Origin of the sequence: Pseudomonas sp. HN8-3, from assembly GCF_020790195.1 — a bacterium.
Taxonomy (GTDB): Bacteria; Pseudomonadota; Gammaproteobacteria; order Pseudomonadales; family Pseudomonadaceae; genus Aquipseudomonas; species Aquipseudomonas synxantha_A.
The window spans coordinates 194,638-208,364 of record NZ_CP086206.1 but is presented as its reverse complement, the minus strand read 5'-3'; the positions used below and the strand labels follow the sequence as shown (position 1 = coordinate 208,364).

The following is a 13,727-nucleotide window of genomic DNA, read 5'->3' as shown; positions in this document are numbered from 1 at the left end:
TTTCTATTCATTAAGTCCATTTTTCAGCCCCTTTGAGACTGCCCTGAGTAATACCTCTCCAAGATCAACTGGCACGGCATTTCCTATTTGAGTGCCAGCGGCAGTTAACCCACCTTTAAATATAAAACTATCTGGGAAGGTTTGAAATCGTGCTGCTTGCCTCACCGTTATTCCATGGTGATCCGTTGGGTGTACAAAGCGTCCTTTGGATGGATTTATACATGCGGTAGTCATGGTTGGGCCAGGCTCATTAAGATTAATGCGTCCATACACATCATTGTGACCAGAATGATTTTTATGGCAAGGCAGAACCCTATTGGAATCTTTCCGGCTTCCATTGATTGGTGTTGCACGAAAAACCTCGATCATTTTTTCAGAATGATTCATATGACAGTCGTTTTCATCACCTGGTATATGAGCCTTTGCGAACACGCTGGAGGCATTCGTCCACAGAACTAAAGACGGGTCAGCAATCGCGGCTTTTGCATCTCCATGTGTCTGACGCGGCGGCCAAACAGCGTCATCGAAAGATACGTCTTTTCGAACACCAAGAATAAAAACCCGTACCCGGCGTTGAGGGACTCCATAATTCCTTGCATCAATTCGCAGAGGACCGATAATTCTGTATCCAGAATCGTCGCTTTCCGCCATAAAAGCGTCTAAAAACTTTTTATGTCGGGGCCACAAAATCCCAGGAACATTTTCCATTAAAAAAACTTTAGGCTGAAGCACTCGCACATATTCAAAGTAACGCAGAATAAGCTCATTCCGAGGATCATCAACACCTGCGCCATTGATTCTATGCACAGAGAACCCTTGACAGGGGGGCCCCCCTAGAACGATGTCGCAAGTATTGCCTTCGGAAAAATGAGTGTCATTTAACAACTCAGGTGGCAAGTCCAAAATATTCTTTGAGTATAGAACCGGACGCTCAGCTTCGACTTCGCAGCGTTCAATCAAATTTGCCCGATATGTGTCACAAGCATACTTATTCAACTCAACAGCAGCTACTACTTGTATATTTGCATGCTGTGCGGCTAAAGAAAAACCTCCAGCACCCGCAAAGAGATCAACGCATTTTAACTTAGAAAAGGACACGTTTTTATCGTGCACCTCTAGCGTCTCGCTTACATTTAATATTGACTTACTATTCATCGCCACATGCTTTTGCAAAAAAAACACTCTGAGGCAAGTTCTCTTGCACTAAAGAAAACAAACCTCTCATGAAAAAAATGGGGAAAATAAAAGGACCGATGGCTTTAGCAAAAAAATTCAAGCGTGACACTCCTGTCCGTTTGGGCGGTGTACGAGCGATGAAGCCCTGATAGATGCAAGGCCGCTAAAGGCTTAAAACACGTGCCCAGCGTTCGTCTCAGCGGCATTCAACCCCCCTGGATCCGTAGCCGAGGAATCTAACATCAAGCGCCCTGCAAAGCAGCAATTCCACGCGAATTGCTCACGAAAAAAGGCTATAAAAAATTCGATTCTTATAGCTTATTGATCCTTGCGGTTGGCGAAATTCCAGAAAATTCCTCGCTGGCACTATAAAGACATAACTCTTAAGATCAGCCAGCCGTTTGTAACGCTGAGTTTTGTTGTAACACTGCCAAGGCGTAAGGAATGGGACTAGGTTAGAAGTCAATAATTTCCATTAAAATCAAACCGTTAATGGTTATGGCTTACATTCGTGACACTCGATTTGAGCTATATCCCCTGGCCCCGCGGCATTGAAGCCTCCAGCGCAACTGAATGGGCTTTGCAGCGTAGGCCCGCAAAGAGGGTCCCTGACTAATTTTGATTGGTACGGGGTAGGAAACCCGCGGAATCGTGTTAACGGGAAGCCTCCCAGCTTAGTGAACAGGTGAACCTGGTGAACTCCAGTTCACCTGTGCATTTGCCCTACGGTTTGGGCGATCTGAGGGCATCGTTACCAGTACGGTAACGATGCCCTCTTTTCTTCAAAATCCTTTCAATTTCAACGATTGAAATTTCAGTAACTTCCCACGCCTCTCGCTAACTCGATCCCGCGGGTTTCATGCCCCGTGTCCCTCGAATGCCCCCAGGGTCCCCGGCGACTTTTCGGCGCTTCATTTTGGTGTGACCATCTACAGGCCACGTATTCCGTAGCCTCCAGAGCATCATGCCTGACCGCTGCCCGAGGGCGGCACATCGCACACGCCCAACCGCTTGGCAGCCCAGCGTTGATAAAGCCCGATGGCAACATCGGCACCGGCCATCGCCGTCAGGCATCCAATGCTTCCCGCCGCCAGGACCGACATTCCCGAAGCGTGCAGCAACATCATGGTGGAAAGCCCACAGACCACGCAGGCCCCGGATCGAAGGAGCAAGCGGCGAATCAAGGACCAGCCACTTACCCCCGCTATGTCGGCCCGCCATGCTGCGCCGGAAATCCCGCCGACCTGGGACAGTAGGATCACCATCCAGACCGGCATCTCAGTAAGCGCTTGCTGGTCGTTTGTCATACCATTTCCCGTTTGATATCGGTGATATTGGGCGAATCTGTTTTCGCGCCCTCGCATTAATCGAACGTTCATCACATGTAATTGCTGATTTTTTGGAGAGTTCACATGAACCCACTTGACCTACTCAGCGTTGTCATCGGCGCTATAAGTTTGTTGATTACCGTCATTGGCGTGCCAGCTTTCGTATTGGCATGGGTACAGGCATCTGATGAAGCAAAAGAAAAATTCCGAAGCGTCTGGACTTGGATACGGCGCAAGGTCTACAGAGGGTGGGTATATTTTTCCTGCTTTGTGCTTGTCGCGACTGGCATCTGGAAAATGGTGGCGTTCGTCATCAGCAGCGAGCCGATGACTCGACTCGATGTTTTTCTGCTCCTGATGAATTTTATGAGCCTGGGAGTCTTTACCGTAGCCTCGCTAGCCGTAATCGTCATGTTTCAGCTTGAGGACAAGAAACAAGCCCAGAAGCTGGTAACGCCTTAGCCCCATAAAAGCAAAAACCCGGCGCAATGGCCGGGTTCAGTGTGGTTGTGTGTCCCGCTGCTTGCATGATTTCCTCTCATCAAGAGGCGGAGCAAGCGAAATTCGCTTGGTAGGCTCGAGTGCAAAGCGCCTGCCACAACACCTGGATGCTGACTTTAGCGTTACACGCACGGACGGCGTTACATCCGATGTACGCGATGCCGCTCAACTGTGTAACAGGCGTGAAAGTCAATGAAACCGGGCGTTTGGTTAAGGGCGTTACACTCGTAACACCGGTTACACCAGTTTTTGAGGGGGGCTGGGTGCGTGCTCTCATGCTGCCTATCCAAATTGGTCCTGCACCACATTGTTGGCCTCTAGTGAATCAAGATGATCGGCGTGATTTTTGATCAACAGGTGGTGAGGACAGCTGATATGCAATGTCACTGGCTCGAGGTAGATTGACTACCTGACAACACAGCGGGAGAACATCATGGAAGACACCCCTTTGCTTTCGTCACTACTGAAGCGCATGAATGAAAACCAACTGGCCCTGGGGGCAGCTATCGAGGAGCTGTCAAACTGGGTTGAGCAAAGAGGATCTACAGAAGTGGCACAGAACATTCGAGGGGCACTGGATACTCTGGATGGAAATGCAGGATTCATCACCCTTGCGCTCGCCTCACTGGCGGCTGAAGGTCGAACGAAGAAGTAACTACTCAGCTGGATGACAACACATCAGCAACCATTCGGTGTCGCTTTACCCTACCGGGATACCTCGAAAAAAGTAGCCAGAAGGAAGCGCCGTGTATGCCCACGTGTATGCCTAACTGAAACACCACCAAATATACCCAATGAATACTAGCCTATTACTGCTCAGTTCAAACGACGCCGGGGCACCAGATATGAATGAAAAAGCCTCAGGCCGGGAGATCTGGGGCTTTTTTGTGTGTGCTGATTCAACGCTTCCGCAACACCTCCAACCGCGCCGGCAGATCCTCCTTCGGAAAGCGCTTATGCAGCGCCAACAGCTTTTCATCAGCCGCCTTGCTCTCCCCTGCCTCACGCAGCCTCACGATGGCCTGCAACTCCTGCTCCAACGATGGCAATGCATTCGGCGCCGCCTTGCTGAGTCTTTCCGCTGGCGGGGCCGCCATTACGTCAGCGATTTCAGCCTGGGCTGGAGCACTTTCAACCCGTGGCGCCATCGCCATGCGGGCCATTGGCGCGGGGGCGGAAAACGCTTGCGGCGCTGGGTGGGCGGCTTCTTCGTGGCGCAGCGCGGAGAACGTCGCCGTAGAGATTTCGGGTTGCGGCACGGGGGAGCGCATGACCACGCCGATCATCAGCGCCAACCCGGCGACGGTGGCGAATGCCATTTGCCAGCGCGGGCGTTGGCAGGCTTGCAGCCAGCGTTGCCACAGGCTGGGTTGCGGCTGCGGGGCTTCGCGGAGGGCGGCGTTGAGGATGAAGGCGTCGAGGGACGCGGGCGGTTCGCCGGTGCTGTGTTGACGGTAGTGCTGGAGCAGCGCGTCGTCCGGGGTGTGTCGGGGGTCAGTCATACAGGTACCTCCTCGGCCAGCAGGCGCCGCAATTTTTGTAGGGCGTAGCGCAAGCGGCTTTTTACGGTTTCCAGCGGGGCGCCGGTGAGGGTGGCGATTTGCGGCACTTCGAGGTCGCCATGCAGGCGTAACAAAAACACCTCGCGCTGGTCTTCGGGCAGTTCTTGCAGGGCGGCGTCGAGGCGCGCCTGGTCGCGGCTCAGGCTCAGTTGTTGCTCGGGGCCGGCGCTGTCGTCGGGTTGGGCGTGCAGCTGTTCGTCGTAGCTGTCGTGCAGGGGGTTGTGGATGCCGTGCTTGCGCCAGTGGTCGATCAGGCGGTTGCGGGCGATCTGGAACAGCCAGGTACGAAAACTCGCCCGGCCTTGTGGCTGGGTGGTGCTGCGGATCAGACTGAGCCAGGTGTCCTGGTAGATTTCTTCGGCCAGTTCGGCTTTGTTGCACAGGGACACGAGGAAGCGGTACAGGCCCTGACGGTGGCGCGTGTAGAGGGCTTCAAATGCGCCAGCGTCGCCGGTTCGGTAGCGGGCCAGCAGCGATTCGTCGCTGGGTGGATCGTCTGGGACGGCCATGTAATGGGCGAACTCCTTTTTGTCAGCCGAAGCAGGATTACTGTGGGAGGGGGCTTGCTCCCGATAGCAGTGGGTCATACAGCACATCGGATACTGACACACCGCCATCGGGAGCAAGCCCCCTCCCACATTTGATCTCGGTTGTGAACGAGATCAGGGTTTGAGGCTTTGGGCCAGTTCCACCAGTTGCACGAATTCGTTGCGCAGGCCGAACGGGTCATCGCCGCGGGCCGAGCGGGCAAGTTTGGCGGTGTCTTGCAAACTCATGTTGCCAGTGTAGCGGCCATCACCCTTGAGCTGTTGGGCGAACGCGGCAACGGCTGAGGAGAAGCGCAGGTCGTCGCTGGCCGGGGTGGCCTGGTTGGCGATAGGGCGCTCGATCAATTGGCTGTTGCCGCCCGCAGCGGGCTTGTAGCGCACCCGTAGCATCGCCAGCTCGGCGGATTTGCTTTCGGCCGTCGGTGCATTGGCATATCGCAACGGCTCCAACCAACCCTTCTCGCCCTTGGGCACGATTTCGTACAGCGCGGTCACTGTATGGCCTGCGCCGATTTCGCCGGCATCGACTTTGTCGTTATTGAAATCCTCACGCTTCAAGGCGCGGTTTTCATAGCCCAGCAGGCGGTATTCGCTGACTTGGGCGGGGTTGAATTCCATCTGCAATTTCACATCCCGTGCGATCACGGCCAGGGTCGAGCTGAGTTGCTCCACCAGCACCTTGCGCGCTTCACGCAGGTTGTCGATGTAGGCGTAATTACCGTCGCCCGCGTCGGCCAGTTGTTCCATCAGGTGTTCGTTGTAGTTATCCACACCGAAGCCGAGGGTGGTCAGGGATACGCTTTTGCGCTGGGTCACCGCCATTTGCTTGAGGCTGTCAAAGTCGCTGATGCCCACGTTGAAGTCGCCATCGGTGGCCAGCAGGATGCGGTTGATACCCTTGTCGATAAAACCTTCGCGGGCCATCTGGTAGGCCAGTTCGATGCCGGACGCGCCTGCGGTGGAGCCACCGGCGGTGAGTTGGTCGATGGCGTTGCGGATCTTGGCTTTTTCAGCGCCCGAGGTGGGCTTGAGCACCACGCGGGATTCACCGGCGTACACCACCAGTGACACGCGGTCCTGATCGCGCAGTTGGTCCACCAGTAATTTCAGCGTGCTTTTGACCAACGGTAAGCCTTCGCGGCGGTCCATGGAGCCGGACACGTCCACCAGGAAGACCAGGTTGGCGGGCGCCAATTCTGCCACGGCTTTATCGGAGGCCTTGATACCGATGCGCAGCAGTTTTGTACGCGGGTTCCAGGGCGTGGCGGCCAGCTCGGTAGTCACGCCAAATGGGGAGCCATCAGTGGGCAATGCATAGTTGTACGGGAAGTAGTTGACCATTTCCTCCAGTCGTACCGCACCTTCGGGTGGCAGGCGACCTTGGTTGAGGAAGCGTCTTACGTTGGCGTAGCTGCCGGTATCGACGTCGATGCTGAAGGTGGAGACCGGGGTTTCGGCGACGCGATGCACCGGGTTATCCGGCAGGTTGGCGTATTGCTCGCGGGGTTCGCTGCGGTAATCCATCGTCGCCATTTCTCGCACCGCCATAGGTGCCGGCATCGCCATACGCTTGATCACTGCATTCTGGATCGGCGCGCTGTGAAGTTCGGCGAGAGGCGCGGGTTCAATCGGCTTGGCGACGTCGGGGGACGATGACAGCCCACACCCAGCCAGCGCCACCAGCAGGGTGACGGCAAAGCCTTGGGCAGCAGGACGCAGCAAGAGCACAGAGCGGGACATGGGCTGAACCTCGTGAGTGAATGAGCCGTTCAACAGATCAGACGTGAGGCTGCACCGGTACGGGTTAACCACGGATATTTCTTCGCCCAATTGCTGCGTCACACTTCGAGACACAACCGGGTGAACCTGCCATTACCACCAGCCACATATCGAGAGTTCGCCTCCCTGTCAGAACAGCCTGTTTCTTGACGTCTTTGGAGCCTTTTTACATCAGAGAAATCGCGATGAACTCCGTAAAAAATAACCTAACACACCGCTATGAGCCGCCCTCATTCGCAGAACGCCCGAGCTATGCGGGGGCCGCTTCAGACAAGCCGTCCTACACCACCGAGCAAGCGGCAGAGCAAATCACTCGAACGGGCTATCGTTGGAAAGTGCAGAACCCAGACGGCACCACACCTATCGACTATCGTTTTTTCACACCTTCACAAGCCACCTACAGCACACCCACCGGCGCTAACGAGTTCTCCCCGTCGCAAAAAGAGCAGGCCAGGCGCGCCATGCAGTCTTGGGCGGATGTCGCCAATATCTCCTTCACTGAGAATGCACCCGAGGCCAATGGGCAGCTGTTACTGGGTAATGACCCGAACCAGACCGGCCTGTCGGGCCATGCGTCTTATCCGGGCATCTACAGCGATGGCAACCAAGCCTGGTTCGCGTCAGACGGCATGAATCGACCCTTCACTCACGGTAGTTTCAGCCGGTACCTGCTGGCCCATGAGATCGGCCACACCCTGGGCCTCATGCATCCCGGCAAATACAACAATGGCGGCAGTTACGCTGAAAACGCCCGCTACGCCGAGGACAACCGCGCCTACAGCCTGATGAGTTACTGGTGGGCAGGTCATCTGGGCCATGATCACAACAAAAACCGCCAAACCCACTATGCCGGCGCGCCGCTGATGGACGACATCACCGCCATCCAAAAGCTCTACGGTGCCAATTACAAAACCCGCGACACCGACACGGTCTACGGCTTCAACTCCAATACCGGGCGCGACTTTCTCAACCTCAACTCAGCGGACGACGCACCCGTGTTCAGCGTGTGGGATGGGGGCGGCAACGACACCCTGGATTTCTCGCGGTTTCATCAGGACCAGACCATCAACCTGAAGGCTGAACACTTCTCCGATGTGGGCGGCATGAAAGGCAACGTCTCCATTGCCAAAGGGGTGACGCTGGAAAATGCCATCGGCGGCACGGGTGCTGATCGACTCATCGGCAACCATGCCGATAACCGCCTGACCGGTGGCCTGGGCCAGGACACCCTTACCGGCGGGCCGGGCAAGGATACCTTTGTGTATAACAACGCCAGCGAGTCGACCGCGCAACGCCCCGACCTGATCACCGATTTCACCAGCGGGCAGGACAAGATCGATGTGGCTGCCGCGCTGCAGGCCGCGGGTATCAAGGACCTGCAGTTTGTGCGCCGCTTCAGTGGCCGGCCGGGCGAGGCGTTGCTTGGTTATGAGCCGAACACGCGCCAGCACAGCCTGGCGATTGACCTGGACGGCTCGGGCCAAGCCGACCTGTATATCAAGAGCCAAGGGCCAATCAAGCCAGACGACGTGATCAGCCGAGCTTCCCAGCCGAACCGTGTGCCAACCCCACCCGCCCGAGTTACGCCGCAACCGCCGACGCCAGCGCAGACAGCACCGTACAAGCCCCGCCCCGAGCCAATGCTCGCCCCACAACAAGCGCCGTTCTCCTTGCAGAACTACGCCAACGCATCCCTTAAGGGCACGCCGATGCATACCGCGGCCAGGGCCGTGGGCACTATTCGCGAAGTGAGCGTCACGCGGGACTCATGGGGCTACGAACGCGTGCATACCCGTTCGTTGGGTACCGGCTCGCTGATCAACGATGGCAACAGCGTACTGACCAACCAACATGTGCGCGACGCGCTGGCCAAAGGCAGCAAGCTCGAACTGTGGCTGGGGTATGAACAAGACAGCACCGGCCGAATGAAGGTAGAGCGCAAAGTGCCGCTGGACCCCAACCCGCTCAGTGGCGACGCCCGGTTGGACTATGCCGAGCTGCGTGTCGACTTGCCCGTCGGCGAGAAAAAAGCCTTGGCCGAGCAGTTCCGGCCGCTCAAGTTGGCCTCCGGCCCCCAAGCATCGCCTGGGCAGAAAGTCTTTATGCCCAACCATGGGCAAGAGGCCCTCGGCATTTCATTTCTAAATACCAAGGGCCAACCCACCACACTCAAGGGATACGACCAGCACAGCCGTAATCAGGGCACGGTCTACCATGATGCCTTCAAGAAGCCCGGCACCTCCGGCTCACCGCTGATCAGCGTTGATACGGCCGAGATCGTTGCCTTGCACAACGGTTCCATCGGCGCCAGCGTAAACGGGCAGCGCGACTCCATGGGCACGGCCACCCCCATCGACTTGATCCAACAGCACCGTCGTCAGAGGTGACGCGGTTCAGTCCGTGCCGTACTTGGGATTACGCGGACCGTACAGAAGCCCGGTGCGTTGCCCCGCCGACAGCAGGCGCGCACTGGTGATACCGGCAATCGGATGCGCCGCATCGGTGGAGCTGTTGATCACCTGCTTGACCGCGGCCGTGATCAACATGCCCACCAGGCCGCCACCGTTGTTATTGCCCTCCTCGCTCGACGCCCGCGCCGAACCGGTCCACAAGGTGGTGCCGGTGCGCAGGTCCACCAGTTTGGCCGAGGCCGTCACCGAGGTGTCGCTGGAGATCAGCATGTACTGGGTGCCGTACTCGCTGATGGTGATGTACAGCGCCGCGTCCGCACCAAAGATGTCATGCAGCTTGGCCGGTTGTACGGCCTGGATATCGTTGGCGGTGGTCAGGCCGTTCTGGCGGAAGGTCTCGTCCACCAGGGCAATCGGCAACACGTAGTAGCCGGCTTCGGCCAGTGGGTAGGTGACTTGCGACACCAGGCTGTAAGACGCCTGCACTTCCGGCGATTCATTGATTGGCGGCAGTACCAGGATCGACTTGGGCCGCGCCTGTTTGTACGCCGAATAATCAACTGTCTTGGGCGCGGCGCAACCGCCGAGCAACGCCAGGGCCAGCAAGGCGCCGGTGAGTTTTAACAGGCTCATTTGGTGGCGACTCCGGCTTTGGCGTTTTTCAACAGAAAGTCCATGTACGCAGCGGACTCAGGGAACAGCGCCTTCTCGGTGCGAAACTCCTGCACCATCTGGTCATCCTTGCCCATGTTCATGTACAGCATGCCCAGGTGCGCGTGGTAACCCGGCGGGGCCTTGCGGCCACTGGCGTTGATCTTCTGCAGATCGCGCTCCAGTGCTTCCACCTGCGCTTCCTTGGGTTCGCCCTTGAAGTACTCGTAAACCTGAGGCTGGTAGCTTTCCCATTGATACAGGGGCTGGGGCGCCGTCTGGCACCCGGTTACCGTTGCGATTGCCGCCAGCGTCAGCGCTAACCTCACTGCCTTGCTCATCCGTGTACTGCTCCTTGTGGTGTGGCTGATCAGTTACGCGGGTTCCAGGCGCCGGCGTTGATGCCGTCGACCAGGCGGTTGATCGCTTCGCGCATGGCCAGGTCCAGCACCTTGCCATTGAGGGTGGAGTCATAGCTGGCGGTGCCGCCGAAGCCGATCACTTCACGGTTGGACAGCGCGTACTCACCGGCGCCCTGGGTGGAATACACCACTTCGGAGGTATTGATGTTGACGATATTCAACGCAACTTTGGCGTAGGCCACTTGGGTCTTGCCACGGCCGAGGATGCCGAACAGCTGGCGGTCGCCGGTTTCTTTGCGGCCGAACTCGGTCACATCGCCGGTCACCACGTAGTCAGCGCCCTTGAGCTTCTGCACGGTGCCTTTGATTTTGGCTTCCTGGGAGATCTCGCCCATGTTGTCGCGGTCCAGCACGCTGAAGCGGTTGGTCTGCTGCAAATGGGTGATGAGGATGGTCTTGGCCTGGCCGCCGAGACGGTCGACACCATCGGAGAAGATGCCGCGCATGTAGCTGGAGCGGTTGTCGAACTTGCCCACGGCAATCGGCACACGCACGCCGGAATAGGCTACGTGGGCGCTGGCGACTTGCTCCACCGGCATCGCGCGGTTGCTCTCGGTGGCGCAACCGGCCACGGTCAACAACGCCGCGGCGGTGAGGCCCGACAGCAGGATTTTGGACAGTGTCTTCACAGGGTGCTCCTTGGGTGAGGAAAACAGCGTTGCCGGGTTTTCCAAGGAGATAGGCAGCCTGAAAGCGCGCTGGCCTGGATTCTTCCCTGAAAGACGGTGATGCAACGGCTGCGGCATTTTACGGGGTTGAGAGCGGTTCTCAAGTTGTTTCGGCCATAGGTGGGGGGCTTACCCTACTGCCGACCGCAATACTCAAAGCAACGAAGATCAAATGTGGGAGCTGGCTTGCCTGCGAAAGCGGTAGTGCAGCAACAGATGCAGCGACTAACCCACCGCCTTCGCGGGCAAGCCCAATGCCGATCAATTAAACGAACGCAATGCCCAAAGCAACGAAGATCAAATGTGGGAGCTGGCTTGCCTGCGAAAGCGGTAGTGCAGCAACAGATGCAGCGACTGACACACCGCCTTCGCGGGCAAGCCCGCTCCCACAGGGGAACTGCGCTTAACCCTGACTGGCATTAGTCCAAGCCCGCCCACCAACAGCCGCCAGCCTTCGCACAGACCTACTTGAGCTCCTTCACCAGATACTGCGCAGAAATCTGCGTAATCCCGGTCAACGCCCGGCGCAAGGCTTCAGGGTCAGTGCGGTAAGTGAGCGGCGTGTAGCCATAGACGTTCTGGCCATTAAACGGCGTGACCGCCTCAAAGGTGCGCCAGATCATCTCATCGCCGCGATCCATCTGCGCCATCACGTTAAGGGTCGGATAAATCACACTGCTGAAACCCTGGGTCAGGCGAAAGCCCCACTCGGACACGGTCAGCTGAATCTGCGCATCGGCGGGCTCATCGTCGCCGACCACCTTGAGCGTCGAAGTCTTACCCAACTCATCGACAAAGCCCTGCTTGAGCAACACGCCTACATCGAGTTTTTCCGCCTCCATCACCGTCAGGATGGCCACCGGCGTCGGCATCTCGGCCAACTGCCCAAGCTTCATGCCCGCGGCAAACCCGGCGCCACTCAACGCCGCCGTACCCAGCTTGGACGCCCCGCTGGCCATGCCAACACCGGCGCCAACCCCGGCACCCAGGGCCGCGCCCCAGGCCTGTTCGCGGCCGAAGTACACCATGTTTTTTTCCCACTTCACGGGCAGGACTTTGACGGTCTTGATCTGAGCGCGGTTTTCGGGGGTGAGGGGGTGGCTGACGCAACCGCCGAGGATGAGGGTGGCGAAGAGAATGAGGAGGAGGTTTTTCACATTGGTCCTTTAATGTTTGGGGTGAAGCTTTCAGATTTGCATAGTCGTAGTGCGTTTGTTCGTGAGCAGTATGTCGGCAATGGGTGGCAAGACGTTAGTAGCTGCGTACACGCTCCGAAGCGGCGGCATTTTGATGCCTTGCGCGGGCTTGGTGGTGCGGCTTATAGTCCGGCCGTCACTCAAAAGGTGACCGGGTTTGGCGACCCGAAGAACGAGCCCTCAATAATCCAGAGAGCTTAATGATGAATCGATACATTCCCCTAACCGGCCACGACTGCACCGTCCCAGCCCTGATCATCGACACCCAGGCACCTCTCGACGTCCTTCACGACGCCGCCGTGCACCGCATTCGGGCCGTCACCCAACTGCTGGAAAACCTGGCCTTTCGCGAACAACTCAGCAGCGATGCCGTAGTACTTTCAGACTTCGCCCATTTGCTGGCCATTCCGCTGCGCGATGGGTGTGATTTGCTGGATGTCATCAGTCGCAGGCTTAATGCCGATCCGTCTTGAGTGAAAATCGGGCGGCCTTCGTGTCGCCCGCTTTGGCCTCGTGCGGGGAGGGTAAAGGCTAAATAAACCTGCCCTTTCGCACTGCTCCGCCTCGATGACCAAGCGTTTACAAAGAACCTTCACAATTCTTTTTGTTAAATTCAAATCGGCCAATTTCTTTTACATTTTTGCTACCAAAAACATAAACGTAAGTCCCGCCCAGCGAAAAAATGGATTGTTTTTCAAAATTTTGGGGATCACAAAAAATATTTACAACTGCTGACTTGGTAGCTTCCAAGTTAAAACTAGAAACATCAGAATCATAATTCAATAAAGAATAATAAACCGTTATAGTATGACTATTAGTCGCATCCATACGAACAAGCTCTGTATTTTCGTCAACCTTCCGATTACGCGCGTGCGTTCGCGCGGTGACGATTATCAAGTCACTAAGGAAGGTTGGTTTGCTAGGCTCAGGCGTTTCTTCTGTTGCTTGTTTTATCAAGACCGCTGCTATACCAACAAGCAACAGCACAAAACCCCAGCGCCAAAATCCTTTTTTTTGTTTCATCAGTCATTATGTATGGCTCCCTTCAACCATTAATTGGTTTTTCTGCGATCTCGAATCAAAATAAATCTATGCCCTTTTCTTCTCTTTGCACCAGCTCAACTTTTTCCTTTGATATGATTTCGCCACGGGACGAGCAGTCCCCTTTTCTCGCGGCAAGGGCCGAGATCAGGAGAAATGGACACCCGAAGAAGGTTAAGTAAGTGCCATTCAAATCCGCCCCCTTTTCTCTTCCTTTTTCTCTCTCGTCCCCTTTTCTCTCTTTTTTCCCTTAAAACAGCAGTTAAAAGACATAACATCCTTTTACGTTAGAAGTTTCGTATCTCCATGACTTTATTAGCCGATCCGCAGCGACAAAAACCGAATATCGGCAATCTCTAATCCAAGTTATGTAATACCGCCTGCCTCCGTTTTCATCAACAACCTTATCAAAGGTCTTATTTTTATTTACAGGCGACCAATATG

General features: G+C 56.2%; 14 protein-coding genes. 4 read left to right on the top strand and 10 right to left on the bottom strand.

Annotated elements, in window-relative coordinates:
- Positions 1–3: 3 nt before the first annotated feature.
- Together LJX92_RS00880 and LJX92_RS00875 are read right to left on the bottom strand one after the other, a co-directional pair.
- Positions 4–1,155: a DNA cytosine methyltransferase gene (locus LJX92_RS00880; RefSeq protein WP_228309194.1), complete on the bottom strand. Its 1,152-nt coding sequence runs from the start codon at positions 1,153–1,155 to the stop codon at positions 4–6.
- Positions 1,156–2,138: 983 nt separating this feature from the next.
- Positions 2,139–2,483 carry a phage holin family protein gene (locus tag LJX92_RS00875; RefSeq protein ID WP_003170937.1) on the bottom strand — a complete coding sequence of 115 codons (345 nt, stop codon included), beginning with the start codon at positions 2,481–2,483 and terminating at the stop codon, positions 2,139–2,141.
- Between the two features lie 105 nt (positions 2,484–2,588).
- On the opposite strand from LJX92_RS00875, the gene LJX92_RS00870 reads away from it, so the two are divergent.
- Together LJX92_RS00870 and LJX92_RS00865 are read left to right on the top strand one after the other, a co-directional pair.
- A complete protein-coding gene (locus LJX92_RS00870; protein WP_003170936.1) occupies positions 2,589–2,966 on the top strand; it encodes a hypothetical protein in 378 nt (125 codons plus the stop codon).
- A gap of 472 nt (positions 2,967–3,438) precedes the next feature.
- Positions 3,439–3,660 carry a hypothetical protein gene (locus LJX92_RS00865; protein WP_099491501.1) on the top strand — a complete coding sequence of 74 codons (222 nt, stop codon included), beginning with the start codon at positions 3,439–3,441 and terminating at the stop codon, positions 3,658–3,660.
- 244 nt (positions 3,661–3,904) lie between these two features.
- Here the strand turns inward: LJX92_RS00865 and LJX92_RS00860 are convergent, their stop codons facing one another.
- From LJX92_RS00860 to LJX92_RS00850, 3 genes are all read right to left on the bottom strand, one after another.
- Complete coding sequence (locus LJX92_RS00860) at positions 3,905–4,507, bottom strand: hypothetical protein (protein WP_228309193.1); 603 nt, start codon at positions 4,505–4,507, stop codon at positions 3,905–3,907.
- Positions 4,504–5,076, bottom strand: a complete 573-nt coding sequence (locus LJX92_RS00855) for an RNA polymerase sigma factor (protein ID WP_032878478.1) — start codon at positions 5,074–5,076, stop codon at positions 4,504–4,506. Before LJX92_RS00855 ends, LJX92_RS00860 begins: the two co-directional genes overlap by 4 nt.
- 153 nt (positions 5,077–5,229) lie before the next feature.
- The gene (locus LJX92_RS00850; RefSeq protein ID WP_228309192.1) at positions 5,230–6,855 is read right to left on the bottom strand and encodes a vWA domain-containing protein; all 1,626 of its coding nucleotides are present in this window, start codon (positions 6,853–6,855) and stop codon (positions 5,230–5,232) included.
- 224 nt (positions 6,856–7,079) lie between these two features.
- On the opposite strand from LJX92_RS00850, the gene LJX92_RS00845 reads away from it, so the two are divergent.
- Positions 7,080–9,281: a M10 family metallopeptidase C-terminal domain-containing protein gene (locus LJX92_RS00845; protein ID WP_228309191.1), complete on the top strand. Its 2,202-nt coding sequence runs from the start codon at positions 7,080–7,082 to the stop codon at positions 9,279–9,281.
- 6 nt (positions 9,282–9,287) lie between these two features.
- On the opposite strand, the gene LJX92_RS00840 is transcribed toward LJX92_RS00845, so the two are convergent.
- The 4 genes from LJX92_RS00840 to LJX92_RS00825 form a co-directional block, all read right to left on the bottom strand.
- Positions 9,288–9,938 carry a DUF799 domain-containing protein gene (locus LJX92_RS00840; RefSeq protein WP_043049149.1) on the bottom strand — a complete coding sequence of 217 codons (651 nt, stop codon included), beginning with the start codon at positions 9,936–9,938 and terminating at the stop codon, positions 9,288–9,290.
- A complete protein-coding gene (locus tag LJX92_RS00835) occupies positions 9,935–10,297 on the bottom strand; it encodes a DUF4810 domain-containing protein (protein ID WP_103734040.1) in 363 nt (120 codons plus the stop codon). Before LJX92_RS00835 ends, LJX92_RS00840 begins: the two co-directional genes overlap by 4 nt.
- Before the next feature lie 29 nt (positions 10,298–10,326).
- On the bottom strand, positions 10,327–11,007 hold the full coding sequence (locus LJX92_RS00830) for a CsgG/HfaB family protein (RefSeq protein WP_005783620.1): 681 nt from the start codon (positions 11,005–11,007) through the stop codon (positions 10,327–10,329).
- A 503-nt stretch (positions 11,008–11,510) separates the two neighbouring features.
- The gene (locus LJX92_RS00825; RefSeq protein ID WP_148854225.1) at positions 11,511–12,203 is read right to left on the bottom strand and encodes a hypothetical protein; all 693 of its coding nucleotides are present in this window, start codon (positions 12,201–12,203) and stop codon (positions 11,511–11,513) included.
- A gap of 254 nt (positions 12,204–12,457) precedes the next feature.
- Here LJX92_RS00825 and LJX92_RS00820 point away from each other — a divergent pair, with 254 nt between their 5' ends.
- Complete coding sequence (locus LJX92_RS00820) at positions 12,458–12,715, top strand: hypothetical protein (protein WP_005783616.1); 258 nt, start codon at positions 12,458–12,460, stop codon at positions 12,713–12,715.
- A gap of 106 nt (positions 12,716–12,821) precedes the next feature.
- Here LJX92_RS00820 and LJX92_RS00815 read toward each other — a convergent pair whose 3' ends face one another.
- Positions 12,822–13,265, bottom strand: a complete 444-nt coding sequence (locus LJX92_RS00815; RefSeq protein ID WP_228309190.1) for a hypothetical protein — start codon at positions 13,263–13,265, stop codon at positions 12,822–12,824.
- Positions 13,266–13,727 lie beyond the last annotated feature (462 nt).

Excerpts from the sequence above, each read along its gene's own strand:
- LJX92_RS00875 (WP_003170937.1), bottom strand. The coding sequence starts at position 2,483 with ATGACAAACGACCAGCAAGCGCTTACTGAGATGCCGGTCTGGATGGTG.
- LJX92_RS00880 (WP_228309194.1), bottom strand. The coding sequence starts at position 1,155 with ATGAATAGTAAGTCAATATTAAATGTAAGCGAGACGCTAGAGGTGCAC.
- LJX92_RS00845 (WP_228309191.1), top strand. The coding sequence starts at position 7,080 with ATGAACTCCGTAAAAAATAACCTAACACACCGCTATGAGCCGCCCTCA.
- LJX92_RS00870 (WP_003170936.1), top strand. The coding sequence starts at position 2,589 with ATGAACCCACTTGACCTACTCAGCGTTGTCATCGGCGCTATAAGTTTG.
- LJX92_RS00865 (WP_099491501.1), top strand. The coding sequence starts at position 3,439 with ATGGAAGACACCCCTTTGCTTTCGTCACTACTGAAGCGCATGAATGAA.
- LJX92_RS00835 (WP_103734040.1), bottom strand. The coding sequence starts at position 10,297 with ATGAGCAAGGCAGTGAGGTTAGCGCTGACGCTGGCGGCAATCGCAACG.
- LJX92_RS00855 (WP_032878478.1), bottom strand. The coding sequence starts at position 5,076 with ATGGCCGTCCCAGACGATCCACCCAGCGACGAATCGCTGCTGGCCCGC.
- LJX92_RS00815 (WP_228309190.1), bottom strand. The coding sequence starts at position 13,265 with ATGAAACAAAAAAAAGGATTTTGGCGCTGGGGTTTTGTGCTGTTGCTT.
- LJX92_RS00860 (WP_228309193.1), bottom strand. The coding sequence starts at position 4,507 with ATGACTGACCCCCGACACACCCCGGACGACGCGCTGCTCCAGCACTAC.
- LJX92_RS00840 (WP_043049149.1), bottom strand. The coding sequence starts at position 9,938 with ATGAGCCTGTTAAAACTCACCGGCGCCTTGCTGGCCCTGGCGTTGCTC.
- LJX92_RS00850 (WP_228309192.1), bottom strand. The coding sequence starts at position 6,855 with ATGTCCCGCTCTGTGCTCTTGCTGCGTCCTGCTGCCCAAGGCTTTGCC.